Origin of the sequence: Nocardioides luteus, from assembly GCF_000960475.2 — a bacterium.
Classification (GTDB): Bacteria; Actinomycetota; Actinomycetes; order Propionibacteriales; family Nocardioidaceae; genus Nocardioides; species Nocardioides luteus_A.
Map to the genome: position 1 here is coordinate 46,402 of NZ_JZDQ02000009.1, position 22,270 is coordinate 68,671.

23 protein-coding genes and 1 tRNA gene are annotated in these 22,270 nt (G+C 69.6%); 12 read left to right on the top strand and 12 right to left on the bottom strand.

Annotated features, from left to right (window positions below; genetic code table 11):
* Positions 1 to 118 precede the first annotated feature (118 nt).
* Positions 119 to 1,420 (top strand): MFS transporter, encoded by a 1,302-nt coding sequence (locus UG56_RS07875; protein ID WP_045548649.1) that lies wholly within the window; start codon positions 119 to 121, stop codon positions 1,418 to 1,420.
* A 21-nt stretch (positions 1,421 to 1,441) separates the two neighbouring features.
* On the opposite strand, the gene UG56_RS07880 is transcribed toward UG56_RS07875, so the two are convergent.
* The 3 genes from UG56_RS07880 to UG56_RS28270 all read right to left on the bottom strand — a co-directional run bounded on the left by UG56_RS07880 (position 1,442) and on the right by UG56_RS28270 (position 2,806).
* Positions 1,442 to 2,257: a CPBP family intramembrane glutamic endopeptidase gene (locus tag UG56_RS07880; protein WP_045548648.1), complete on the bottom strand. Its 816-nt coding sequence runs from the start codon at positions 2,255 to 2,257 to the stop codon at positions 1,442 to 1,444.
* 304 nt (positions 2,258 to 2,561) lie between these two features.
* Positions 2,562 to 2,634 (bottom strand) — tRNA-Thr (locus tag UG56_RS07885).
* A 13-nt stretch (positions 2,635 to 2,647) separates the two neighbouring features.
* Positions 2,648 to 2,806 carry a hypothetical protein gene (locus UG56_RS28270; protein ID WP_177191437.1) on the bottom strand — a complete coding sequence of 53 codons (159 nt, stop codon included), beginning with the start codon at positions 2,804 to 2,806 and terminating at the stop codon, positions 2,648 to 2,650.
* Between the two features lie 129 nt (positions 2,807 to 2,935).
* Between UG56_RS28270 and UG56_RS07890 the strand changes: the two genes are divergently transcribed.
* Positions 2,936 to 3,862: a LysR family transcriptional regulator gene (locus tag UG56_RS07890; RefSeq protein ID WP_045548647.1), complete on the top strand. Its 927-nt coding sequence runs from the start codon at positions 2,936 to 2,938 to the stop codon at positions 3,860 to 3,862.
* Between the two features lie 17 nt (positions 3,863 to 3,879).
* On the opposite strand, the gene UG56_RS07895 is transcribed toward UG56_RS07890, so the two are convergent.
* The 4 genes from UG56_RS07895 to tmk form a co-directional block, all read right to left on the bottom strand.
* Entirely contained in the window at positions 3,880 to 4,467 is a 588-nt protein-coding gene (locus UG56_RS07895; protein WP_143054954.1) for an excalibur calcium-binding domain-containing protein, read from the bottom strand.
* 131 nt (positions 4,468 to 4,598) lie between these two features.
* Complete coding sequence (locus UG56_RS07900; protein ID WP_045548645.1) at positions 4,599 to 6,104, bottom strand: alpha/beta hydrolase; 1,506 nt, start codon at positions 6,102 to 6,104, stop codon at positions 4,599 to 4,601.
* Positions 6,101 to 7,261, bottom strand: a complete 1,161-nt coding sequence (locus tag UG56_RS07905) for a DNA polymerase III subunit delta' (RefSeq protein WP_045548644.1) — start codon at positions 7,259 to 7,261, stop codon at positions 6,101 to 6,103. The genes UG56_RS07900 and UG56_RS07905 overlap by 4 nt, the downstream gene beginning before the upstream one ends.
* Positions 7,258 to 7,908: a dTMP kinase gene (tmk, locus tag UG56_RS07910; protein WP_045548643.1), complete on the bottom strand. Its 651-nt coding sequence runs from the start codon at positions 7,906 to 7,908 to the stop codon at positions 7,258 to 7,260. Before tmk ends, UG56_RS07905 begins: the two co-directional genes overlap by 4 nt.
* Before the next feature lie 132 nt (positions 7,909 to 8,040).
* Between tmk and UG56_RS07915 the strand changes: the two genes are divergently transcribed.
* Genes UG56_RS07915 through UG56_RS07945 form a run of 7 tightly spaced genes read left to right on the top strand, consistent with a single transcriptional unit; the run spans position 8,041 to position 13,131 of the window.
* On the top strand, positions 8,041 to 8,658 hold the full coding sequence (locus tag UG56_RS07915) for a DUF4178 domain-containing protein (RefSeq protein ID WP_045548642.1): 618 nt from the start codon (positions 8,041 to 8,043) through the stop codon (positions 8,656 to 8,658).
* Positions 8,655 to 9,167, top strand: a complete 513-nt coding sequence (locus UG56_RS07920) for a DUF2617 family protein (protein WP_045548641.1) — start codon at positions 8,655 to 8,657, stop codon at positions 9,165 to 9,167. Before UG56_RS07915 ends, UG56_RS07920 begins: the two co-directional genes overlap by 4 nt.
* A complete protein-coding gene (locus tag UG56_RS07925; RefSeq protein WP_045548640.1) occupies positions 9,160 to 9,645 on the top strand; it encodes a DUF4247 domain-containing protein in 486 nt (161 codons plus the stop codon). The genes UG56_RS07920 and UG56_RS07925 overlap by 8 nt, the downstream gene beginning before the upstream one ends.
* Positions 9,646 to 9,669: 24 nt before the next feature.
* Positions 9,670 to 10,092, top strand: coding sequence for a DUF350 domain-containing protein (locus UG56_RS07930; RefSeq protein ID WP_045548639.1), 423 nt, complete (start codon positions 9,670 to 9,672; stop codon positions 10,090 to 10,092).
* Complete coding sequence (locus UG56_RS07935) at positions 10,089 to 11,660, top strand: polyamine aminopropyltransferase (protein WP_143054956.1); 1,572 nt, start codon at positions 10,089 to 10,091, stop codon at positions 11,658 to 11,660. The genes UG56_RS07930 and UG56_RS07935 overlap by 4 nt, the downstream gene beginning before the upstream one ends.
* Positions 11,660 to 12,685 carry a potassium channel protein gene (locus UG56_RS07940; protein ID WP_052693511.1) on the top strand — a complete coding sequence of 342 codons (1,026 nt, stop codon included), beginning with the start codon at positions 11,660 to 11,662 and terminating at the stop codon, positions 12,683 to 12,685. The genes UG56_RS07935 and UG56_RS07940 overlap by 1 nt, the downstream gene beginning before the upstream one ends.
* Positions 12,686 to 12,696: 11 nt before the next feature.
* Complete coding sequence (locus tag UG56_RS07945) at positions 12,697 to 13,131, top strand: HIT family protein (protein ID WP_045548637.1); 435 nt, start codon at positions 12,697 to 12,699, stop codon at positions 13,129 to 13,131.
* A 43-nt stretch (positions 13,132 to 13,174) separates the two neighbouring features.
* Here UG56_RS07945 and topA read toward each other — a convergent pair whose 3' ends face one another.
* A complete protein-coding gene (gene topA / locus UG56_RS07950; RefSeq protein WP_045548636.1) occupies positions 13,175 to 15,868 on the bottom strand; it encodes a type I DNA topoisomerase in 2,694 nt (897 codons plus the stop codon).
* Between the two features lie 327 nt (positions 15,869 to 16,195).
* Here topA and UG56_RS07955 point away from each other — a divergent pair, with 327 nt between their 5' ends.
* Positions 16,196 to 16,936: a hypothetical protein gene (locus UG56_RS07955; RefSeq protein ID WP_045548635.1), complete on the top strand. Its 741-nt coding sequence runs from the start codon at positions 16,196 to 16,198 to the stop codon at positions 16,934 to 16,936.
* On the opposite strand, the gene UG56_RS07960 is transcribed toward UG56_RS07955, so the two are convergent.
* Together UG56_RS07960 and UG56_RS07965 are read right to left on the bottom strand one after the other, a co-directional pair.
* On the bottom strand, positions 16,884 to 18,362 hold the full coding sequence (locus UG56_RS07960; protein ID WP_045548634.1) for a DUF7059 domain-containing protein: 1,479 nt from the start codon (positions 18,360 to 18,362) through the stop codon (positions 16,884 to 16,886). The two genes, UG56_RS07955 and UG56_RS07960, sit on opposite strands and share 53 nt — an antisense overlap.
* A gap of 25 nt (positions 18,363 to 18,387) precedes the next feature.
* Positions 18,388 to 18,723 (bottom strand): anti-sigma factor antagonist, encoded by a 336-nt coding sequence (locus UG56_RS07965; protein ID WP_045548633.1) that lies wholly within the window; start codon positions 18,721 to 18,723, stop codon positions 18,388 to 18,390.
* A 188-nt stretch (positions 18,724 to 18,911) separates the two neighbouring features.
* Between UG56_RS07965 and UG56_RS07970 the strand changes: the two genes are divergently transcribed.
* Both UG56_RS07970 and UG56_RS07975 read left to right on the top strand, forming a co-directional pair.
* Complete coding sequence (locus UG56_RS07970; RefSeq protein ID WP_045548632.1) at positions 18,912 to 21,218, top strand: DEAD/DEAH box helicase; 2,307 nt, start codon at positions 18,912 to 18,914, stop codon at positions 21,216 to 21,218.
* A gap of 15 nt (positions 21,219 to 21,233) precedes the next feature.
* On the top strand, positions 21,234 to 21,536 hold the full coding sequence (locus UG56_RS07975) for a hypothetical protein (RefSeq protein WP_052693510.1): 303 nt from the start codon (positions 21,234 to 21,236) through the stop codon (positions 21,534 to 21,536).
* Here UG56_RS07975 and UG56_RS07980 read toward each other — a convergent pair.
* Both UG56_RS07980 and UG56_RS07985 read right to left on the bottom strand, forming a co-directional pair.
* Positions 21,533 to 21,898 (bottom strand): Rv3654c family TadE-like protein, encoded by a 366-nt coding sequence (locus tag UG56_RS07980; RefSeq protein ID WP_071326954.1) that lies wholly within the window; start codon positions 21,896 to 21,898, stop codon positions 21,533 to 21,535. The two genes, UG56_RS07975 and UG56_RS07980, sit on opposite strands and share 4 nt — an antisense overlap.
* Complete coding sequence (locus tag UG56_RS07985) at positions 21,895 to 22,269, bottom strand: TadE family protein (protein WP_045548631.1); 375 nt, start codon at positions 22,267 to 22,269, stop codon at positions 21,895 to 21,897. Before UG56_RS07985 ends, UG56_RS07980 begins: the two co-directional genes overlap by 4 nt.
* Position 22,270: the final 1 nt, after the last annotated feature.

Here is a 22,270-nt window from a genome sequence, read left to right on the forward strand (position 1 = left end):
CCGCGGACGCCTGCTCAATGGGCCTTCTACCTGCCGATCCGGCGGTAATCGGACGTCGCAGGATCGCCCGTCGCGAAATCGTTTTCCGGCATCACGTCACACCTGGTTCACTGACCCGGTGGCATCCTCCCCCGGCTCCCTGTGGCACACCCTGATCCATCTCCGCGGCAACCCGCGCGCCTGCGTGTGGACCGAGCCGATGTGGGGCCTGTCGATGGCTCTGGTGCTGCCCTATCTCTCCGTCTTCATGCTCACGCTCGGCCTGCACGACGCGCAGATCGGCCTGCTGGCGACCGCCGGGATGATCTCGCAGGTGTTCTTCGGGCTCGCCGGCGGGATCATCACCGACCGGATGGGTCGCCGGCTGACGAACGCTGTCTTCGACGTGATCGCCTTCGTGATCCCGTGCCTCATCTGGGCCTTCGCTCAGGACTTCTGGGCCTTCCTGGCCGCGTCGCTGCTCAACGGCGCCCTGCAGGTCACCGCGAACGCCTGGGACTGCCTGATGGTCGAGGACGCCGAGCGCGACCAGATCACCGGCATCTACTCGCTCGTCCGGGTCGCCGCCGACTGCTCGGCGCTCTTCGCCCCGATCGCCGCCTTCATGGTCGCGCAGTTCGGCCTCGAGCCGGCGGTGCGGGTGCTCTTCATCAACGCCGCGGTGGTGATGCTGGCCAAGATCATCCTGCTGTACGCCGCCTCCACCGAGACCCGCCGAGGGCTGATCCGGATGGAGGAGACCCGGCACGAGAGCCTCTGGCGGCTCTTCGTCGGCTACCGCGAGGCCGCGCGGCTGCTCGGTCGCTCGCACGGCTCGCTCCTGGCGCTGGCCATCGCCGCCCTCGTCGCGGCGGTCACGCTCGTCAACGGGACGTTCTGGCAGCTCCTGGTCAACCAGCACCTGCACGTGCCCGACCCGGTGCTGCCGTTCTTCCCGATGGTGCGGTCGCTGCTGTCGGTGCTCTTCCTCTTCACCCTGATCCGCCGGCTGACCTCGGGTCACGACCTCAAGCAGGCGACCCTGTGGGGCTTCGGCATCTATCTGGCGGGCCAGCTCGTGCTCGTCGCGATCCCGGCCGCCGACGGTGACGCCGACATCATGACGTACGCGCTTCTGGGGGTGTGCCTCCTCCTCGACAGCTTCGGCGCCGGGATGCTCTTCATGCTCTCGGAGTCGCTCGTCGCCTTCCACGTCGACGAGGCCGAGCGGTCACGGGTGATGGCGCTGCAGCGCACCGCGGTGATGCTCGCTGCCGCGCCCTTCGGCTGGATCTCCGGGTGGCTCTCCGGCATCGACCGTACGTATCCGTTCTGGCTGACCAGCGCGCTGCTGGTGATCGGCGTGATCACCACCATCGTCTGGTGGGCCGGGCCTCACACCGAGCCGTCGGTCGAGGCCGTGTCGGCGGATCACGCCTGACCTCGGGCGGCCGCCGGTCGCTCAGGGGCGGCTGGGGTCGATGTGGTGACGCCGGGCCAGGAGCACGACGCCGGTCACGACGTACGCCAGGATCCCCGCGAGCGACCCGAGGTAGGCGCCTTGGTCGACGAGGATCGCGGTGCCGGTGAGCAGCGAGAAGTCGAACAGGCCGTGGATCACCGAGTTCACCGCGTTGGTGCCGGCTCGGCGACGGGTCAGGTAGAAGAAGTAGCCCGCCAGGCTCACGATGAGCGCCTGCGGGATCGCGTTGGCACCACGGCCGACCGCGTTCGAGAGATGGACGACACCGAAGATCAGGCTGGACCACAGCGCGACCTTGCCCTCGGTCAGTCCGTGCTCGCGCAGCGTCGTGACCCCGAGGCCGCGGAACATGCCCTCTTCGCCCCAGCCGACCAGCTGGGTCGCGAGCAGCAGGACGACGATGTATCCGCCCGTCTTCTCCGACAGGGCGCCGTAGTCGATGGCCAGCAGGATGCACACCACGAAGATGACCGGTACGACGATGACCCAGCGGCTGACGGGACGGTCGTCGCGCAGCACCGGCCGCAGGCGACCCAGCACCGCGGCGGCCCCGTAGACGAAGGCGAGCGCGACGCCCAGCGGGATCACCATGGTGATCACGACGCCCTTCGTCGTGGTCATCGGGTCGTCGCCGACCTCGACCAGCGCCTTCATCAGCATCCCGCCGCCCTGGATGATCGCCAGGTAGGTGACCACCAGCACCGCGAACAGCCCATAGCTCAGAGGCGTGCGGGTCCCCGCCGGTCGATCGTGGCCGGATGCCGCGTCCGCCGCACCGGACTCCGGAATCGTCATGGCCTCATCCTGCCGGACCCTCTCCGCCGCCGTGCCGGAATCCGCTACGCAGCCGGGGGCTGGTGTGCGGTCCTGGACGCCCTCGCGACCGAGTGGGGGGTACTCCAGCAACATGGGCGTCCGGACCGCACACGGAAGTGATAGCACGCATCTGCCAACGGGCGCTGACAAACGTCGTCAACTGGTAACGACCACGCTCGACCTGGCGTCCGACAGGCGGCAGAGGTGGCGATCCGGCCTCCGAAAATCAAGGAACCCCGGTCTTTGCGCCAGCGTTTTCGCTGGTGAGACCGGGGTTTTGCGGAGCCGCCTGTCGGAATCGAACCGACGACCTTCTCATTACGAGTGAGACGCTCTACCGACTGAGCTAAGGCGGCGTACCGTCATCCGTTACCGCATGAAGCGGCTCTGGTTGAGCGGACCGGATGAGTGTACCGAGACTGCGCGCTCGACACTAAAACGGTGCGCCTCGACCTGCTCGTCGATGGTGATGCGGGTGGGCTTGCCCTTGCCGATCAGGCGGCCCAGGCGGCGAACGCCGTGCTTCATTACTTGCTCTACTCCCCTAGGAACGTGAATCAACCACCGGCTGCGGACACAGTGTTGGTGATTCAATGATGACCGTCGGCGACTCATAGAGGTAGACGATCTTTCCTTGGAAAGACATAGGATGACTCTATGTTGTCGCTGCACCAGCTCCGCGTGTTCCTCGCGGTCTACGAGCATGGCTCGCTGACCGCGGCGGCCGATGAGCTCGGCTATGCGCAGCCGTCGATCTCGGAGCAGGTCAGGAGCCTGGAGCGTACGCTCGGCGTCCAGCTCTTCCGCCGGGTCGGTCGCGGGGTGGTGCCGACCGCGGTGGCCGACGAGCTGAGGCCGCACGCGGAGCGTACGGTCGCGGCCGCCGAGGACGCGCGCAAGGCCGTGCAGGCGGTGAAGCAGTTTGAGACCGGGACGATCCGGTTCGGGATGTTCGGGATCGCGCGGCTCTACGGCGGGGCCGGCCTGGTGGCCGACGTGCTCGACCGGTATCCAGGCGTACGCGTCGAGCTGATCGGTCAGAACTCGACCGAGGTCCAGGAGGATCTGCGGCGCGGCCGGCTCGAGGCGGCGATGCTGCTGGTCGGCAGCGTCTCCGGACCGGGGCTGAAGGTCACGCCCGTGGCCCGCGACGAGCTCGTCTACATCTCGGCCGACCCCGCGCACCTGGCGACGCCGGTCACCCCGCACCGGCTCTCGCTGGCCACGCTGGTGATGGCCGACACGACCTGGAGCGCCGAGGACCCCACCCGGGTCACGATCCGCAACCTGCTCCACGAGACCGGCCGCAACCCACCGAGCCGGGTCGAGGTCGAGGACATCGAGACGGCGGTCGAGCTGGTGGGGATGGGGTACGCCGACAGCGTCATCGCCAAGGGAGCAGCCGAGCAACTGCTCCCCCGGCTGGCACCGAAGGCAGGGTGGGTGTCGCTGCGGCCCCGGACGTACGACACCTTCGCCATCGTCCACCGCACCGACGCCACCCTCTCCCCCGCCGCCACGCTGATGATCGAGCTGGCCACCAAGCGGATCCAGGCCATCGCGGACCCGGTCCACCGGCGCTAGCGGTGCGAAGGCTCAGGTCACTCGCAGCCGTAGCCGTCGTTGTCCCGGTCGAGAGCCCACGGGTCGGAGCTGTTGTTGATCCGGACCGGCTTCTTGTAGGCCGGGATCTCGCCGCAGTCGCGGTCGTTGGCCGAGGTGGCGTTGTAGACCTTCTCGCCGTTGGCGTAGGTGTAGTCCAGACCCGAGACGCGCTTCCTCAGGTAGAACGACGCGGACACGTCGGCACGCCGGTTGGCGTCGCCGGCGAACTTCCAGCGGTAGTAGCGGCTGACCTTCGGCGTCACGATGACGGCGCACTTGCCGTAGCGGTTCGTGACGCAGGAGGTCACGCTCATCCAGCGGCCGCTGGCCCGCTTCTGCAGGTGGATGCGCTTGCCCTTGATCGGGTTGCCGCCCGCGGTCAGCTTGCCGACGGGGCGGTAGGACTGCGTCCCGTACTTGTTGGCGGAGACGTTGACGACCTTGGTGACGACCTTGGCCGAGATGGTCGCCGGGGACTCGGTGGCGTGGGCGGGCTGGCCGATGACGGGGGCGACCGCGATCGCCAGGGCGGCGATGGCGGTGGCAGCGAAGGCCTTCGTCGTCGAACGGATTCGCTGGTTCATGATCACGTGCTCGTGACCCTTCTTCTCGAGGTTGATTTTACGAGAAGCGATCCTCTGAGCCAGCGGGATCCGCCGGGGGCGTCATGACGACAACCCACCCCACATGAGGTAAATCCGACGAAAGAGCCGCGTCAGCACTCCAGGCCGTCGTCGGGGACCTTGCCGTCGACCAGATAGGCGTCGACGGCGTCGTCGACGCAGCCGTTGCCCTGCATGTAGCCGGTGTGGCCGTCGCCGTCGCGGGAGACGAGTACGCCGGAGTCGAGGGCCTCCGCGAGCTTCTCGGCCCACGCGTAGGGGGTGGCCGGGTCGCGGGTGGTGCCGATGACGACGATCGGGTTGGAGCCCTCGGCGTCGATCTCGGGCTCGGGCTCGGTGGCCTTGAACTTCTCCGCGGCGCAGCCGTTGAGCATCCAGGCCAGGGCGGCACCGAAGGTGGGAGCGGCCTTCTCGAAGGCGGGCAGCTGTTTGCGTACCTCTTCCGGGCTGAAGCCGGAGGGGTCGTCGAGGCAGTTGACCGCCCAGTTGGCCTCCATCGTGTTGTTGAGGTAGCCACCCTCGGGGTCGCGGCCGGCGTAGTTGTCCGAGAGGCTCATCAGCTGGGAGCCGTCGCCCTTCAGCGCCGCCTGCAGGGCATCGGTGAGGTAGGGCCAGTAGGACTCGACATAGAGCGGGGTGATCAGGCCGTAGAGCGCGTTGCCCGCGGTCAGCTCGCGGTTGCCGGCAGGCAGCGGCTTCGCGTCGATGTCGGCCATCAGCTTCTGGACGCGCTCGACACCCTCGTCGACGGAGTCGCCGAGGAAGCAGCTGCCCTCGTCGACGCAGTGCCCGACGTAGGAGCGGAGCGCGACCTCGAACCCCTTCGCCTGGGCCAGGTTGGAGTCGAGGACGCTCAGACCGGGGGCGATCGCACCGTCGAGCACGAACCGGCCGACCCGGTCGGGGTAGAGCTCGGCGTAGGTCGAGCCGAGCTGGGTGCCGTAGGAGGCGCCGAAGTAGTCGAGCTGGTCCTCTCCCAGCGCCGCCCGGAGTACGTCCATGTCCCGCGCCGCCTCGACAGTGCTGACGTGGGCGGAGATGCCGTCCTTCTGGGCTGCGCAGCCCCGGGCCATCTGGACGCCGGTGTCGACGTAGGCCTTCTCCTCCGCGGGCGTGTCGGGGTCGGGATCGACCGCGACATAGGCATCGAGCGACTTGTCGTCGAGACAGTCGACCGGGGTGCTCTCACCGACACCGCGCGGGTCGAACCCGACGATGTCGTAGGAGTTGCGGACGGTCCTGCTGAACGACTGGTTGTTGTAGAGCGCGTATTCGATGCCCGAGCCACCCGGACCGCCCGGGTTGATCGCCAGCGAGCCGATCTTCTTCTTGTTGGCCGGGTCCTTGATGACCGAGACCTCGATGGTGCGGCCGGTGGGGTCGGAGTAGTCGAGCGGGACCTCCAGGGTCGCGCACTCGAAGGCGCCGTTGCACTCCCTCCAGTCCAGCTTCTGGCTGTAGAAGGTCTGCAGCCCCGCCTTCGGGGCCGCGGTCGCCGCCGCGCTCGGACTCACCTGGTCGGCGTCGGGAGTGCCACCACCACCGCAGCCCGTCAGGGCGAGCGCTGACATCACGACGAGAACGGCTGTGCGATTCACTGGTCTCCTCCGGGCGGCAACAGCGCCACCATCATGGCTTCCAGCACCAACTGGGGCTGAACGTTGAACTCCAGCAGCTGCTCGCGGGCCTCGAAGATGGCGCCGATGCGCTGCAGGTTGAGCTCGGGGGTCGAGGACGCGACGACCTGCTCGATCTCGCGACGGTGCTCCTCGTTGACCAGCGTCACCGGGGCACCGGCGGCCAGGGTGATCGCGTCGCGGTAGACGGAGACCAGGTCCATCAGCCCCCGGTCGATCACGTCGCGGTGGCGGCGGGTGGCGCGGCGCTTCTGGTCCTTCTCGAGGGCGGACAGGGCGGGGCCGTACTCCCGCGGGCGGCGACCCCGCTCGACCACGCCGTAGCCCGCGTCGAGGTCGGCCTTCTCGCGAGCGTCGAGGTCGGCGGTGACCGCGTCGGCCTCCTCCTTCGAGACCGCGGCGAGCTCGCCGGCGGCCCTGAGCGCGTCGGCGAGGCTGCGCAGCTTGGCCGGATAGGCCACCACCTGCTCACGGCGGCGCCGGGTGTCGTCGTCGCGGGCGAGCGCCTTGGCGCGGCCGATGTGGCCCTGGCTGGCGCGGGCCGCATAGGCCGCACGCTCCTCGTCGACACCGAGCGTGCGCTGGAGGAACGCGGTCACGTCCGGGGCCGTCGGGGTGCTCAGCGTGACCAGCCGGCACCGGGACCGGATGGTCGGGAGGACGTCCTCGACCGTCGGTGCGCAGAGCATCCAGACGGTGCGGGCCCCGGGCTCCTCGACCGCCTTGAGCAGCGCGTTGTTGGCCTGCTCGGTGAGCCGGTCGGCGTCCTCGACGATCAGGATCTGCCAGCGTTTGCCGGCCGGCGTGAGCGCCGACTGACGCACCAGGTCGCGGATCTCGTCGACCCCGAGGGTCAGCTTCTCGGTGCGGACCAGGTTGACATCGGCGTGGCTGCCGGCGAGCACCGTGTGGCACTCGTGGCACTGGCCGCAGCCGCCGTCGGGGCACTGCAGCGCGGCGGCGAAGGCGATCGCGGCGTTGGACCGTCCCGAGCCGGGAGGGCCGGTGAAGAGCCAGCTCTGGGTCATGCCATGACCCGTCGCGGCGGTCTGCAGGGTGGAGATGATGTGGCGCTGGCCGACCAGGTTGTCCCAGACCGACGTCGTGGCGACGTTCATGCCGTCACCGCCTGGGTGAGCAGCGGCTCCAGCCGGGCCAGCACCGCCTCGTGGATCTCCTCGACCGGGGCGCGGGCGTCCAGGACCAGGTAGTGCTCGGGGTTGCGCTCGGCGAGCGCGACGAACGCCGACCGCACCCGCTGATGGAACTCGACCGACTCCTGCTCCATCCGGTCACGCTCCTCGAACCGGGTGAACCCGGCCGTCGGGTCCAGGTCGAGCAGCACGGTCAGGTGGGGCCGCAGATCGGCGGTCGCCCAGCGGGCCACCTCCTCGAGCTGCGCGGCGTCCAGCACCCGGCCGGCACCCTGGTAGGCCAGCATCGAGTCGACATAGCGGTCGGTGATCACCACCTCGCCCCGCTCCAGCGCCGGGCGGACCATCGACTCGATGTGCTCGGCCTTGTCGGCGGCGAACAGGAGCGCCTCGGTCCGGTCGTCGAGGTCGCCGGTCTCCGGGGACAGCACGATGCGGCGTACGTCCTTTCCTACGGCCGTGTCGCCCGGCTCGAAGGTCAGCAGGACGCGGTGGCCGCGGGCGGTCAGCGCCTCGTGGAGCAGCCGCGACTGGGTCGACTTGCCCGACCCCTCGCCGCCCTCGAAACACACGAAGACGCCGTGCTCTGCATAGACACCCGGAAACCTCACGACCCCAACCTACGGGGTGGGACCGACAACCCAGACGTACGCCGCCCGCAGGTGCGGCGATTGAGGCTGTGGAAGGCCCCGGAGCCAGGTTAAGGTTCGGGTCGTCCTCACGCTGACCCAAGGAGTCTTTCGGTGATCTACGTCCTGATCGTCCTGCTGCTGGCCGCGCTCGCGGTCGCGGCCTACCTGCTCTGGAGGAGCAGGCAGCAGCCGACGGCGCAGCCGGAACCCGACGACTTCATCGGCGACCAGCACAAGCACGCCTCCGACCAGCTGCGGCAGGTGCGCAACGGCGACGTCATCGAATACCTCGGCCACAACTGGTTCGTCCGTGGCCGCCTCGACTTCGACGAGGACGGCTACCGCTGGACCGAGCACATGCTCGACGACGCCGAGGGCAAGAAGTGGCTCTCGATTGAGGACGACGAGAGCTTCGAGGTCTCGCTGTGGCACGCGATCCCGCTCGGCGACATCGAGCAGGGCACCGTCGGTGACCGCGACGTCATCGTCGGCGGGGTCGCCTACCGCCTCCAGGAGAAGGGCTCGGCATCCTTCACCGCGACCGGCGCGACCGGCACGGCGCCGTCGGGCACGGCCGAGTACGCCGACTACAAGTCGGTCGACGGCAAGCTGCTCGGCTTCGAGAAGTGGGGCAGCAACTGGGAGCCCTCCCTCGGCGAGGTGCTGCAGCCGTTCGAGCTGACGGTCTACCCCTCCACCGACCGGCCCGCGACCCTGGACGACGAGTGACCCTCCTGGACGTCCCGTTCGCGGACGTACGCGGCGACACCCTGCGCTGGAGCCTCGCTCCCATCGAGGTCACTCCACTGGCCTACCAGACGGTGGACCTCGGGACCGGACTGACGGTCACGTTGAGCGTCCTGGGCGCCAGCCACCAGGTCGTCGTACGCCGCCACGACCGCCCGCTGCTGCACGAGACCATCGCGTGCGGCCTCACCGAGTCCGCACCCCTTCCGGCGGCGCACGCTGAGGGCGGCTACAGCCTCGGCTCGCACGTCGCCACGCTCGAGCCCGACGAGCTCGCCGAGCGGGCCTCGGAGCTCGTGGAGCGGCTGAGGGGGCGTACGGACGCCGTCGTCGCACACTTCCCGGGCGACCCGAACGCGGTGACCGCGCTGGCCCTCGAGGAGCTCGGCGAGTGGCAGATCACCTGGAGCACCTGGCACACCTACCCGCAGACCGGCGAGATCGTCGCCACCGTCACCAGCTACCGGCCCGAGGAGGTCGAACGTGTCTGAACCGAACGGCCCGAACCGCAAGCTGATCGGCTGGGCGATCGTGGCGGTCTGCGTCGTCCTCGCCATCATCATCGCCATCGCGGTGGCGGGTGACGGGAACAGCCCCGAGAAGTACCTGCGCAAGAACTTCGACCACGTGAGCGGCTCCGACCCCGACAGCGACGCCGGGATCGTCTTCGAGGACGACGGCACGGTCACCTCGGTGGCCGCCAAGATCGCCAGCGGCTCCGACGCCGACGAGAACCGGGCCGAGGGCGCCAACAGCTACCTGCGCTACGACGACGACTGGCTGGTCGTCGTGGAGCCGCGTACGCCGTCGGGATCGACGATCACGCTCTACGAGTACGACCGCGGCTACCGCCACCACAGCACCGTGATCGGCCTCTGGGGCTGGAACAGCTACTACGGCCGCAACAGCGGTGGCGGCAGCAGCGGCGGCTCCTCGTTCCGCGGCGGCGGCAGCGGATCCGGCAAGTGACCACCTCAGACTGGAGATGAACCGATGACCGACCTCATGAGCGGACTGCTGTCCACCGTCGCCTTCGCCGCCCTCGGGCTGCTCCTGCTGGTGATCGGCTTCTACGTGATCGACCTGCTCACCCCGGGCAAGCTCGGGCAGCTGATCTTCGTCGAGCACCGCCGCGACCCCGCGCTGCTGCTCGGCTCCTCGGTCGTCGCGATCGCCACGATCGTGGCCACCTCGATCTACACCGCGGAGGCCGACACCTTCCAGGGGCTCGCCGAGACCGCTGCGTACGGCCTGATCGGGATCGCCCTGCTCGCGGTCGCCTTCGTGATCCTCGACCTGCTCACCCCGGGCCGGCTCGGTGAGCTGATGACCGACGACAAGGACGACCCGGCGATCTGGGTCGCGGTCGCGGTGCAGCTGGCCGTCGGCGTGATCGTGGCGGCCTCGATCACGTGAGCCTGTCCGTCCCTTCGGCGCCTGCTCTGCCCGCGGGACGAGCGGCCCGGCTGCTCGTCCTCGCGGCGGTGTTCGTCTGCGCGGCGTGCGGCCTGGTCTACGAGCTCGCGCTGGTGACGCTGGGGAGCTATCTGCTCGGCAACTCGATCGCGCAGACCTCGCTGGTGATCGCGGTGTCGATGTTCGCGATGGGCGTCGGTGCCGTGCTCGCCAAGCCGCTCACCGCACGGCCGCTGCGCGCGTTCGTCGGGGTGGAGATCGCGCTGGCCGCGGTCGGTGGCGCCTCGGTGCCGGCGCTCTACGCCGCGTTCGCCTGGCTGCACCTCTACACCCCGATGATGCTGCTGGTGACCTTCCTGATCGGCGCGCTGGTGGGGGCCGAGATCCCGCTGCTGATGGAGCTGCTGCAGCGGCTGCGACGCCAGCAGGCCTCGCTCGCGGTCGCCGACATCAACGCGGTCGACTACGTCGGCGCGCTCATCGGCGGGCTGGCGTTCCCGTTCGTGCTGCTGCCGACCATGGGGCTGCTGGTGGGCACCGTGGCCACGGCCGCCCTGAACGTGCTCGCCGCCTGGACGGTCGGGGTCGCGCTGGCCGGGTCGCGCCGTCACCGTGGCGTCGTCACGGCGGTCTGCGGGCTTTTGGCCGTGGCCCTGGGCACGACCGCGGTGCTGGCCGACTCCTTCGAGCTCAACGCCCGGCAGGCGCTCTACCGCGACCCGATCGTCCACGCCGAACGCTCGGACTACCAGGAGATCGTGGTGACGCGGGGCGCGCCGTTCGGACCGGAGTTCGACGACGTACGCCTCTTCCTCGACGGTGACCTGCAGTACTCGTCGCTGGACGAGTACCGGTATCACGAGATGCTCGTCCACCCGGCGATGAACGGGCCGCACCAGCGGGTGCTGATCCTCGGCGGCGGCGACGGGCTCGCCGCGCGGGAGGTGCTGCGCTACCGGTCGGTCTCGTCGGTGACGCTGGTCGACCTCGACCCGGCGGTGGTGTCGCTGGCGCGCACCTTCGGGCCGTTGCGGGCGCAGACCCACGGCTCCCTCGACGACCCGCGGTTGACGTACGTCCCGGCCGACGCGTTCTCCTGGGTGCGGGACTACTCGGGGGCTCCGTTCGACGTGGTCGTCGCCGACTTCCCCGACCCGGACTCGACCGCGCTGGCCAAGCTCTACTCGGTCGAGAACTACACCATGATCTCCCGGCTGATGGCTCCGTCGGGGCGACTGGTCGTGCAGTCGGGCAGCCCGTTCTTCGCGCCGGACGCGTTCTGGTCGGTGCGCCACACCCTCGATGCCGCCGGCTACCGCACCACCCCGTACCAGGCGGACGTGCCCTCGTTCGGCAACTGGGGCTACGTCCTCGCCTCCCGGGGCTCCTCGGCTCCCCCGCTCGCCCTGGACGACGAGACGCCGGGCGGTCTCCGCTATGCCAGCGACGCCGTCCTCGCGGCTGCCTCGTCCTTCCCGCCCGACCGTGCCGAACGGCCCACCTCGGTCACCACGCTGCTCGATCCGGCGATCCTGGACTACGCCCGCAAGGGCTGGGTCGGCTACTGATGTTCTTCCTGCTCCGCATGGTCCGGCGCAGCTCGCGCCACTACGCCTGGGTGCTGCCGCTGGCCATCATCTGCTTCGTCTTCGTCACCGGCTGGATCGCGATGGCGCTGGCCCAGCCGGGCACCGACATCGTGCACCCCGCCAACTACTGGTGGTGGTTCCTGATCACCGCGACCACGGTCGGCTGCGGCGACCTCTTCCCGGAGACCACCGGTGGCCGGTTCGTCGGGGCGTACGTCGTCTTCGGGTCGATCACCACCCTTGCCATCTTGTTCAGCCGACTCTCGGCCATCATCGAGAACGCCAAAGGACGCCGCATGCGTGGAGAGATCTCTTTCAGCGGACGAAGCCACATCGTGCTGCTCGGCTACACCGCCGGACGCACCGAGCGGCTCCTGACCGAGCTGCTCTCCGAGCCCGAACGCGAGGTCGTGCTCGCCACCTGGGAGGACCAGCTCGCCGAGCACCCGATGGCCGGCGAGGACCGCCTCCATTTCGTACGCGGCGACATCACCGATCTCTCCGTGCTCGCTCGGACCGGGCTGTCCGCTGCCCACAGCGTGCTGATCGACGCGCGCGACGACAACGAGGCGGTCACCCTCACCGTCGCCGCCCACACCGCCGCGCCGTCGGTGCACACCATCGTCGCCCTGCGGGACCTGCGGGTGCAGCGCACGATCTTCCGCGTGGACACCACCGTCCACTGCGTGCAGTGGCACAACACCCAGCTGATCGCCGAGGAGCTCAGCGACCCCGGGATCGCCGAGGTCTACCAAGAGCTCGCCACCGCCGGCGGCAAGGGCACCTACTCGCTCACGGTCCCTGCGTCGGCCGCGACCGTGGACGTCGGCGCCTGGCAAGCCGCTCTCGGCCGCTCGCACGGCGCCACGCTCCTCGCCGTCCGCACCCCTGACGGCATCCAGGTCAGCCCCTCCTGGGACCTGCCCGTCGCCCCCGGCGCCCGGCTCTTCTACATCGCCGCCGACCGGCTGGACTACGACGAGGTCGTCGGGTCGCTCGGCTGAGGGGTCTCGCGATGGACTGCTTCAACTGCCGCAACAGCGCCCTCCCGTCGTTGCCGCCCCGCGAGTCGATCGTCCGTACGCAGCACTGGCGGGTCGGCCACGCGTTCAACTCGACCCTCGCCGGCTGGCTGGTGATCGCGCCCGTCCCGCACGTCGCCGCTCTCGACGAGCTGCCCGCCGACGCGCACGCGGAGCTCGGCACGCTGCTCGGATCGCTGTCGGCGGCGCTGCGGGCCGTGACCGGGTGCGTGAAGACGTACGTCATGCAGTTCTCCGAGGCCGAGGGCTTCGAGCACCTGCACGTGCACCTGGTGCCGCGGATGGCCGATCAGCCGGCTCACCTGAAGGGGCCGAACGTGTTCGGCTACCTCACCGACGACGAGACCCGGTGGCTGCCCGAGGCGGAGCGCGACCGGCTCGCGCTGGCCCTCCGCAGCCGGTTGTGAAGCTGAGAGTGACCTATAGGCCACGCTCAGCTTCACAACTCGCTCAGGATTTCTTGGTCGCGGCCTTCTTGGTCGTCTTCTTGGCGGTCGACTTCTTCGCCGGCGACTTCTTGGCCGTCTTCTTCGTCGCCCGCTTGGTGGTCTTCTTCGCCGGACCCTTGGCGCGCTTCTCGGCGAGCAGCTCGGCGGCTCGATCGGCGGTCAGGGTCTCCAGGTCGTCGGCGGCCCGGAGGGTGGCGTTGTATTCACCGTCGGTGACGTAGGGACCGAAGCGGCCGTCCTTGACGATCATCGGCTGGCCGGAGACCGGGTCGGGGCCGAGCTCCTTGAGCGGCGGCTTGGCCGCGGCACGGCCGCGCTGCTTCGGCTGAGCGTAGATCTGCTCGGCCTCCTCGAGCGTGATCGTGAGCAGCTGGTCCTCGGAGCTCAGGGTGCGGGAGTCGGTGCCCTTCTTCAGGTAGGGCCCGTAGCGGCCGTTCTGGGCGGTGATCTCCTCGCCGTCGGCGGCGGTGCCGACGACCCGGGGCAGGGTCAGCAGCTTGACCGCGTCCTCGAGCGTGATGGTCTGCAGCGACATCGACTTGAAGAGGCTGGCGGTGCGGGGCTTGGCGCCCTTCTTGGCGTCCTCGGGGAGCTGCTCGGTGACGTAGGGACCGAACCGGCCGCTCTTCGCGACGACGGTGAGCCCGGTGTCGGGGTGGACGCCGAGGTTCAGCTCCTCGCCGGCCGGGTTGGCGAAGAGCTCCTTGGCCTTCTCCAGGGTGAGCTCGTCGGGGGGCAGGTCGTCGGGGACGTTGGCACGCACCGCGAACGGGGTGCCGTCGTCGCCGGGGCCCTCGATGTAGGGACCGTAGCGACCGACCCGGAGGTTGACGCCGGAATCCGGGCCGCCGACCGGGAAGGTCGCCAGCTCGCGGGCGTCGATGTCGCCGAGACCGTCGACCAGCGGCTTGAGGCCCTTGACCCGCTCGGAGCCGAAGTAGAACTCCCCGAGCTCGGTGGTCATGTCCTTGGCGCCCTTGGCGATCTCGTCGAGGATCTCCTCCATGCTCGCCGTGAACCGATAGTCGATCTGCCGGGGGAAGTGCTCCTCCAGCAGCCTGACCACGGAGAACGCGACCCAGGCGGGTACCAGCGCGGTGCCCTTCTTGAAGACGTAGCCGCGGTTGATGATCGTCTGGATGATGCTCGCGTAGGTCGACGGGCGGCCGATCTCGCGCTCCTCGAGCTCACGGACGAGGGTCGCCTCGGTGTAGCGGGCCGGAGGCTTGGTCTCGTGGCCGTCGGCGGTGATGCTGGCCGCGTTGACCGTGTCGCCCTCGGCGAGGTTCGGGAGCCGGGTCTGCTGGTCGTCGGAGGTCTGCTCGGCGGAGTCGGTGCCCTCGACGTAGGCCTTCAGGAAGCCGTGGAAGGTGATCACGCGACCGGTGGCGGAGAAGACGACGTCCTCACCCGTGGTCGCGGTGGCGCCGAGGCGGATCGCGACCGAGTTGCCGACCGCGTCCTTCATCTGGGAGGCGACGGTGCGCATCCAGATCAGCTCGTAGAGACGGAACTGGTCGCCGGCCAGCCCGGTCTGCGCCGGCGTGCGGAAGGAGTCGCCGGCGGGCCGGATCGCCTCGTGGGCCTCCTGCGCGTTCTTGACCTTGGAGGCGTACGTCCGGGGCGCATCCGGCAGGTATTCGGCGCCGTAGAGCTCCCTGACCTGAGCGCGGGCGGCGCTGATCGCGTCGCCGCTCAGGGTGGTGGAGTCGGTACGCATGTAGGTGATGAAGCCGTTCTCGTAGAGACGCTGGGCGACCGACATCGTGGTCGACGCGCTCATCCCGAGCTTGCGGCTGGCCTCCTGCTGCATCGTGGTGGTGCGGAAGGGGGCGTAGGGGCTGCGCTTGTAGGGCTTCGACTCGACGCTGCGGACCTCGTAGGTCTGATTGTCGAGGGCGGCCACGAGGGCCTCGGCGCGGGTGCGGTCGAGGTGGACGACCTTGTCGCTCTTCAGCAGGCCGTCGGGGCCGAAGTCGGTGCCGCGGGCGACACGGTTGCCGTCGATCGAGGTGATCTTGGCCGGGAACATCCGCGGGTCGTGGTCGGAGCCGGCGTCGAAGGTGCCGGCCAGGTCCCAGTAGGAGGCGGTGCGGAAGGCGATCCGCTCGCGCTCGCGGTCGACGACGAGCCGGGTGGCGACGGACTGGACCCGCCCGGCGCTCAGCCGGGGCATGACCTTCTTCCAGAGCACCGGGGAGATCTCGTAGCCGTAGAGGCGGTCGAGGATGCGGCGGGACTCCTGGGCCTCGACGAGGTCCATGTCGAGCTCGCGGGGGTTCTCCGCGGCGGCGAGGATCGCGGGCTTGGTGATCTCGTGGAAGACCATCCGCTTGACCGGGATGTCCTTCTTCGGCTTCAGCTCGTCGAGGAGGTGCCAGGCGATGGCCTCACCCTCGCGGTCCTCATCGGTGGCGAGGTAGAGCTCGTCGGCGTCCTTGAGGAGCGACTTGAGCTTGGCGATCTGCTTCTTCTTGTCGCTGGGCACGACGTAGTAAGGGGTGAAGCCGTTGTCGACGTCGACGCCGAAGCGCCCCCACGGCTTGTCCTTGATCTTGGCGGGGGTGTCTGCCGCGCTCTGCGGAAGGTCGCGGATGTGCCCGACGGATGCCTCGACGACATACCCCTGTCCGAGGTATCCGCCGATCTTCTGAGCCTTCGCCGGGGACTCGACGATCACCAACTTGTGTGCCACTGACGTCCTTATCTCACTGCAGCAGAGCCTGGCACCACTGACAAGCTCTGGCGAGACACGTTAGCGCGTGTCTCCAGCCGGCATGGGTCCAGCCACCGCGGTTCATGCGGCACTGTGCTCTCGGACAACATGGCGTGTTGCCTTGGGCGCCGCGAAGACAATACCTAGCACGCTGGGGAGCGGGAGCGTGAAATCGGTGTCTCATCGTGGTCACCGCTGTGACCGCCTCCTGGGTGGCCGTCGGCGGCCCTCCGGAACTGTCGGTGGTCGCCCCTAGGGTGTCTTTCGGGGACGGCGAGACCCATCCGAACCGAGAGGTCTCCGCTGATGATCGACGCCGAATACACCGACTACACAGAAGGTCTGACCACACCCCCGGAGCACCTGGTGTGCTCCGAGTGCGCCCAGCTGCTCACCCGGACCAACAGGATCCTGGAGCGGCTGGAGGCCGAGCTGACCCGGCCGGTGGTGCCACCCCGTCCCGAGCACGAGGTGGCGCTGGACTGGCTGGCCGCGCTCTGCGGCGGCCACGAGGCGGTCGCCGCGCTGGATGCCGCGCCGCTGGTCGAGGACGCCCTGGACCTGCCGGTCGTGGAGGATGCGGTGGGACGTACGCAGCTGGAGGCGGTCGCCGCGCTGCTCGACGAGATCGCCGCCGACTTCCCGGTCGAGGAGGTCGGTTTCGCACTGCGGCGGGCGCTGCTGCGGCTGTGGGAGATCGACCCGCTGGTCGTCGACCGTCCCACCGAGCCGGCTCAGGTGGCGGCCGGGATCGTGTGGACGGTCTTGGGCGCCAACGGGCTGGCCGGCCCGGGCGGCCTGGTCACCGCGACCGAGCTCAAGGCGCGACTGGGCGTGAGCTCGACGCCCTCGGCCTACGGCAAGCAGCTGGCGGCCGCGCTCCGAGGCTTCTGGCCGTGGCAGACCCAGCGACCGTGGGGCATGCACGACCTGCCCGACCTCGAGCCACTGGGCTATCCCGATCTGCTCGTCTCGGGCGTGCGCCGACGCCTGGTCAGGCTGCGGGACCAGGCTCGCCTGGCGCAGGACGGAGGAAGCCCTCGCTGACAAGCTCCTGGGCGATCGGCAGATAGCTGCTGCGCACGACCGCGGGGTCGCGGTCGAGGATCTGCGCGAGCGCGTCGAGGATCTGGCCGACGGTCAGGTCGCCGTCACACGCGCCCGCGAAGGCGGCCTCGATCGTGTCAGCCTGGCGTGCGCGGCGCAGACCGCGCTGCTGGCGCAGGATGACGGTGCTGGGGTCCTCGGCGCCGGGCTGGCCGAGGGTCTCTTGCTGGACGTCCTCGACGAGCACCAGCGTGGAGTCCTCGGTGACGTCGACGCGGGCGGCCTCGCCCCATGCCTTGAGCGCCGGGGCGATCGGCTGCTCGACGTCGTAGGGCCACTCGAGGAGCTCGCGCTTCGGGTTGGCCGAGTCCGTGCGGTGGAGGTTGATCCAGCCGAACCCGACGCCCTCGATCTTCTGATCCTCGAACCAGGACAGCCAGGTGTCGTAGCGGGTCAGGTAGTCCTGGGCGCCGTGGTGGCCGGAGTCCTTGAGCCAGAGCTCGACGTACGCCGCAGGGTCGAGCACCTCGCGCTGGACGACGAACGCATCGACCTCATCGCTGAGCCACCCCTCGAGACGGTCGTCCCAGGGCTGGTCCTCGGAGATGATCCAGTTGCCCAGGATCTGACACCAGCCTCCCTCGGTGAGCATCCCGGGTGCGGCATTGACGATGTCCTCGACCACCCGGTCGCCGGGGAGGCCGGAGTCGCGGTAGACGAGGCGCTCGCCGGTCGCCGGGCTGATCACGAACGGCGGATTGGTGGCGATCAGGTCGAAGCGCTCATCGGCGACGGGCTCGAAGAACGACCCGTTGCGTACGTCGACCCGGTCGGCCACGTCGTTGAGCGCAGCGTTGAAGGCGGTGATCCACAGGGCTCGCGGGTTGACGTCGGTCGCGACCACGCGCTCGCTGTGGGTGGCCAGGTGGAGGGCCTGGACGCCGCAGCCGGTGCCGAGGTCGAGGGCGGTGCCGACCTGGTCGCGGATGGTCAGCTGGGCAAGAGAGGTCGAGGCAGGGCTGATCCCGAGCACGTGCTCGGGACCGACGCGCTGCGGGCCGCCGTCGAGCCCCGGCGTGAGATCGGAGACGACCCAGAGGGCGGTGTCATCGGTGGCGTACGGGCGGACGTCGAGGCGGGCCGCGACCTCGCCGACCGACTGCTCCAGGATCCCCTCGACGGCGAGCCGGTCGACGAGCCCGGGGAGGGCTGCCTCGGCGTGGTCGAGCGAGACGGTCGTCTGCAGCAGGAAGAGCCGGATGAGGGTCTCGAGCGGGGAGCCTCCGTGAGTGCGCCGCCTGCCCGGCAGCGTCTCGTTGCGACTCAGCGCGCTGTGGGCGATCGGGCCGAGCAGCTCGGCGACGGAGTCGTAGGAGAAGTCGGCCTGCTGGAGGGCGTCACGGAGCCGGTGTGGGAGGTCACTCACACCTGGAGCCTAGGGCCTGGTGAGGTCAGCTCGCTGCCGCGCCCTCGGCGCTGGCGTGGATGTCGAAGACCTTGGCGAGGCCGGTGATCCGGAAGATCTTGAGCAGCCGCTCCTGGGTGCAGACCAGGCGGAGCATGCCGTCGTGCTGGCGGACCTTCTTCAGGCCACCCACGAGGACGCCGAGGCCGGTCGAGTCGAGGAACTCCACGGCTTCGAGGTCGACGACGATGTCGTAGTGACCCCGGGCGACGAGCTCGGTGATCTTGTCCCTCAGCTTCGGCGCGGTATAGACGTCGATCTCGCCGCCCACGGCCACGATGGTGGCCGAGTCGAGCTCGCGAGTCGCAAGCGTCAGATCCACTTCGAAGTTCTCCTGCCAAGGAACGTGAGACAACTGACTCCGGTATCGAGCATCCTCGCGTCCGATACCCGGAGTCGATCGTAATGTAACCACGGCTCACCAGGATGCGCGCAAGAAACTCGCAACGTCATGCGCCAGAAGCGGGACCGCACGCGTGACTGCGACCAGGATTCTGGGAGAATACGAAGGTGTTGACGACTGCGACCGGTGATCTCGTACGCCGGCTCGCTGCCGTCCCCGGTCGCGAGGACCGGCTGGCCCACCTCGAGCAGGTTCCACCACGTGAAGCCGTCTTTGCCGACTGGCCGACCTGGGCCTCCGCTGATGTGGTCCGCGCCTTCACCGCTCGCGGGATCGAGCGTCCCTGGCAGCATCAGGTGGTGGCCGCCGAGGCCGCTCACGAGGGCAGCCATGTGATCGTCTCGACCGGCACCGCCTCTGGGAAGTCGCTGGCCTATCAGCTGCCCGCGCTGACCGCGATCCGAGACGGACGGGGTCCACGTGGTGAGCGCGGCGCCGGCGTCCTCTACCTCGCCCCCACCAAGGCCCTCGCCCAGGACCAGCTGACCGGGCTGCGCGAGCTGGGTGTCGACGTACGCGCGGTGACCCACGACGGTGACAGCACCCGGGAGCAGCGGGACTGGGCGCGGGACTTCGGCGAGTACATCCTGACCAACCCCGACATGCTGCACCGTTCGCTGCTTCCCGGGCACGAGCGCTGGAAGACCTACTTCCGGTCGCTGCGCTATGTCGTCATCGACGAGTGCCATCACTACCGCGGTGTCTTCGGGGCCCACGTCTCGCACGTGCTCCGGCGGCTGCGGCGCATCTGCGCGCTCTACGGCTCCTCACCGACCTTCATCCTGGCCTCGGCCACCGTCGCCGAGCCGGCCATCGCCGGCGAGCGGCTCATCGGACTCCCGGTGCTCCCGGTAACCGCCGACGCCTCACCGCGCGGCGAGCTCTCGATCGCGCTGTGGCAGCCTCCGCTGACGACGTACGCCGGCGAGAACGGCGCCCCCGTACGCCGCGCCGCCTCCGCCGAGACGGCCGACCTCCTCGCCGACCTGGTCTCCTCGGACGTCCGCACGCTGGCGTTCGTACGCTCCCGGGTCGGTGCCGAGCAGGTCGCTCTGACCGCGGCCGCCGAGCTGGCCGAGGTCGATCCCTCGCTGCCGGGGCGCGTGGCGTCCTACCGTGGCGGCTATCTTCCCGAGGAGCGTCGGGCGATCGAGGCGTCACTGCGGTCGGGCGAGTTGCTGGGACTCGCGGCGACGAACGCACTCGAGCTCGGCATCGACATCAGCGGCCTGGACGCGGTCGTGCTGGCGGGCTATCCCGGCCGACGTTCTGCCTTCTGGCAGCAGATCGGCCGCGCGGGGCGCGGTGCGGGCGACGCCCTCGGCATCCTGGTCGCCCGCGACGACCCGCTGGACACCTATCTCGTCACGCATCCGGACGCGCTTCTCGGTCAGCCGGTCGAAGCCACCGTCTTCGACCCGGCCAACCCATATGTCGTCGGCCCTCACCTGTGTGCCGCCGCCCAGGAACTGCCGCTGACCGAGGCAGACCTGCCGCTCTTCGGCCCGGGCGCCCGGGAGATCCTGGAGAGCCTGGTCGCCTCGGGGCTGCTGCGCAAGCGGCCTCGTGGCTGGTACTGGACCGACCGGCGACGTGCCGCGGACCTCGCCGACATCCGGTCCTCGGGCGGATCGCAGGTGCAGCTGATCGAGGCCGAGACCGGCCGGGTCGTCGGCACGGTCGACGCGGCGAGCTCGCACGCGAGCGCGCACGCCGGCGCCGTCTACATCCACCGCGGTGAGACCTATCTCGTGCACGAGCTGGACCTGGACGAGAACGTAGCGGTGATCTCGCGCGACGACCCCGGCTACTCCACCTCCGCCCGGGAGATCACGGAGATCTCGACCGTCACCGAGCGCGAACAGGTCGCCTGGGGCGAGTGCCACCTGGCCTACGGCGACGTCGACGTCACCCACCAGGTCGTCTCCTTCCTACGCCGCCGCCAGCCGAGCGGCGAGGTGCTGGGCGAGGAGCTCCTCGACCTCCCCGAACGTACGCTGCGCACCTCCGCCGTCTGGTGGACCGTCCCCGCATCGGCTCTGGAGGCTGCTGGCCTGGACAAGGCGGACATCCCGGGCGCCGCCCATGCCGCCGAGCACTGCTCGATCGGGCTGCTCCCGCTGATCGCGACCTGCGACCGCTGGGACATCGGTGGTGTCAGCACCGCGTCACACCCGGACACCGGGATGCTCACCGTCTTCGTCTACGACGGTCACCCCGGCGGGGCCGGGTTCTCCGAGCGCGGTTTCCGCGCCGCCCGGGAGTGGCTCGGCGCCACCCTGGAGACCATCGAGGCGTGTGAGTGCGACGACGGGTGCCCCTCCTGTGTCCAGTCGCCCAAGTGCGGCAACCAGAACAACCCCCTCGACAAGCATGGTGCGATCGTGTTGTTGCGTCTCCTGCTCCAGAAATAGGCATACCCTGGGGAAATGCTGATCTTGGGACTCGTGCTGATCGTCGTTGCCGCAGCACTCGTCGTTCTCGGACTCTTCACCACCGGCAACGGTGACCTCGATGACCCGACCGCCACTCTGCTCGGTCTACCGGTCGGCGCGACCACGATCTTCGTGATCGGCCTCGTCGCCGGTGTGCTTCTCCTCCTCGGTCTCTGGCTCACCAAGTGGGGCGGCAAGCTCCAGGCCAAGAACATGAAGGAGAAGCGCCACCTGCGGAAGCTGGCCCAGTCTCTGCAGGAAGCCGCGCCCGAGTCGAAGGACGACGCCACCAACTAGTCCGGCCCCGTCGGGCCGGCCCTCGCCTCGGCGACCGGATCCCCCGGCTGACCGAGCCAGCGCGGCCCGTCGACCCGCACCGTGACCGTGACGTCCTCTCCTGCGACCTCACACGACTCCAACCTGGCGCCGTTGCGCTCGGTGATCGTCGTCGCTGCCGCGCATGCGTCCTCGGAGATCTGGAGCGCGTTGGCACCCGCCAGCGCTGCCAGGTCGGCCGCGGACTGCGCGGTGCGGTGGGCCACGAAGACCGCGCCCACCACACCCAGCGCCGCACCCAGGAAGAGCAGCAGCCCGATCGCGCCGACCGCGAACGGCGCGGCCGACCCGCGCTCGTCCTGCCCGGCTCGGATCGCGCTCACCGCTCCCCCTGGGTCGCCTCGGTCGCGGCAACCGCTTCGCCCCGGACGGTCACACCCGGCATCCAGCTGAAGATCCCGCCGGGCCCGGTCACCCGGGCATGCGCAGAGGCAACGACCTCCTCCGCGCCGGCACTGACGCTCACGTGGGTGCCCGCAGGTCCGATCCGACGTCCGCGAGCCGCGGCGGAGCCACTGTCGTCGCCTCGCGCGACAGCGCGGGCGGTCTCCCGAGCCGCATCGACCACCTGGATCTGCGCCGCTCCCACCGACAGCAGCCAGACCAGGCCGATGGTCACGGCCACCAATAGCGGGATGACCATCACCAGCTCTGCGGTGGCGGCGCCCCGCTCGTTCCGCTGCCCGCGGACCACG

What these genes read in the sequence shown, in the direction of transcription:
- UG56_RS07880 (WP_045548648.1), bottom strand. Translation starts at nt 2,257, where the DNA reads ATGACGATTCCGGAGTCCGGTGCGGCGGACGCGGCATCCGGCCACGAT.
- UG56_RS28270 (WP_177191437.1), bottom strand. Translation starts at nt 2,806, where the DNA reads ATGAAGCACGGCGTTCGCCGCCTGGGCCGCCTGATCGGCAAGGGCAAG.
- UG56_RS07890 (WP_045548647.1), top strand. Translation starts at nt 2,936, where the DNA reads ATGTTGTCGCTGCACCAGCTCCGCGTGTTCCTCGCGGTCTACGAGCAT.
- UG56_RS07895 (WP_143054954.1), bottom strand. Translation starts at nt 4,467, where the DNA reads ATGAACCAGCGAATCCGTTCGACGACGAAGGCCTTCGCTGCCACCGCC.
- UG56_RS07905 (WP_045548644.1), bottom strand. Translation starts at nt 7,261, where the DNA reads ATGAACGTCGCCACGACGTCGGTCTGGGACAACCTGGTCGGCCAGCGC.
- UG56_RS07930 (WP_045548639.1), top strand. Translation starts at nt 9,670, where the DNA reads ATGACCGACCTCATGAGCGGACTGCTGTCCACCGTCGCCTTCGCCGCC.
- UG56_RS07940 (WP_052693511.1), top strand. Translation starts at nt 11,660, where the DNA reads ATGTTCTTCCTGCTCCGCATGGTCCGGCGCAGCTCGCGCCACTACGCC.
- UG56_RS07945 (WP_045548637.1), top strand. Translation starts at nt 12,697, where the DNA reads ATGGACTGCTTCAACTGCCGCAACAGCGCCCTCCCGTCGTTGCCGCCC.
- UG56_RS07955 (WP_045548635.1), top strand. Translation starts at nt 16,196, where the DNA reads ATGATCGACGCCGAATACACCGACTACACAGAAGGTCTGACCACACCC.
- UG56_RS07975 (WP_052693510.1), top strand. Translation starts at nt 21,234, where the DNA reads ATGCTGATCTTGGGACTCGTGCTGATCGTCGTTGCCGCAGCACTCGTC.